The following is a 515-nucleotide window of genomic DNA, read 5'->3' on the forward strand; positions in this document are numbered from 1 at the left end:
CCTGTAGGTCAGGCAACTGCCGCCGCAAAGCTGGTGCGGAACGTGTCTTGCAAATCCGCCAGCGATGCCTCGGACGCGCCGATCTTGACGCTGTCGCCGGTGAAACGACCGACCGAGACCAGCGGTACGCCGGCCTGACCGGCGGCGATCATCAGCGCCTCGGCCTGATCGAAGTTGCAGGCGACCAGATAGCGGGCCTGATCTTCGCCAAACAGGAATTCGGTCGGGGCCTCGTCCAGGTGAACACCAACGCCAGCCGCTTCGGCCAATTCAAAGGCGGCCAGTGCAAGACCGCCATCGCCAAGGTCGGTACACGCTTTGACCATCTCGCGGTTGGCGCGAATGAAGTCACCGTTGCGCTTTTCAGCATCCAGATCGACATGCGGCGCATCGCCGTCTTCTCGGTTGAACACTTCTGCAAGCAGGGCGGATTGACCAAGATGGCCTTTGGTTTCACCAATGATCAGCGCGACGTGGCCTTCGCGAACCTCGTTGCCGATGATCTCGTCCGAATG

Annotated in this window: 1 protein-coding gene; it reads right to left on the minus strand. The window is 61.2% G+C overall.

The features are described from left to right. Positions 1–8 precede the first annotated feature (8 nt). A partial coding sequence (locus ACR0JF_RS23455; RefSeq protein ID WP_480670157.1) for an AIR synthase-related protein occupies positions 9–515 on the minus strand: 507 nt, incomplete at its 5' end.

It is taken from the genome of Ruegeria sp. BG11 (genome assembly GCF_056538565.1).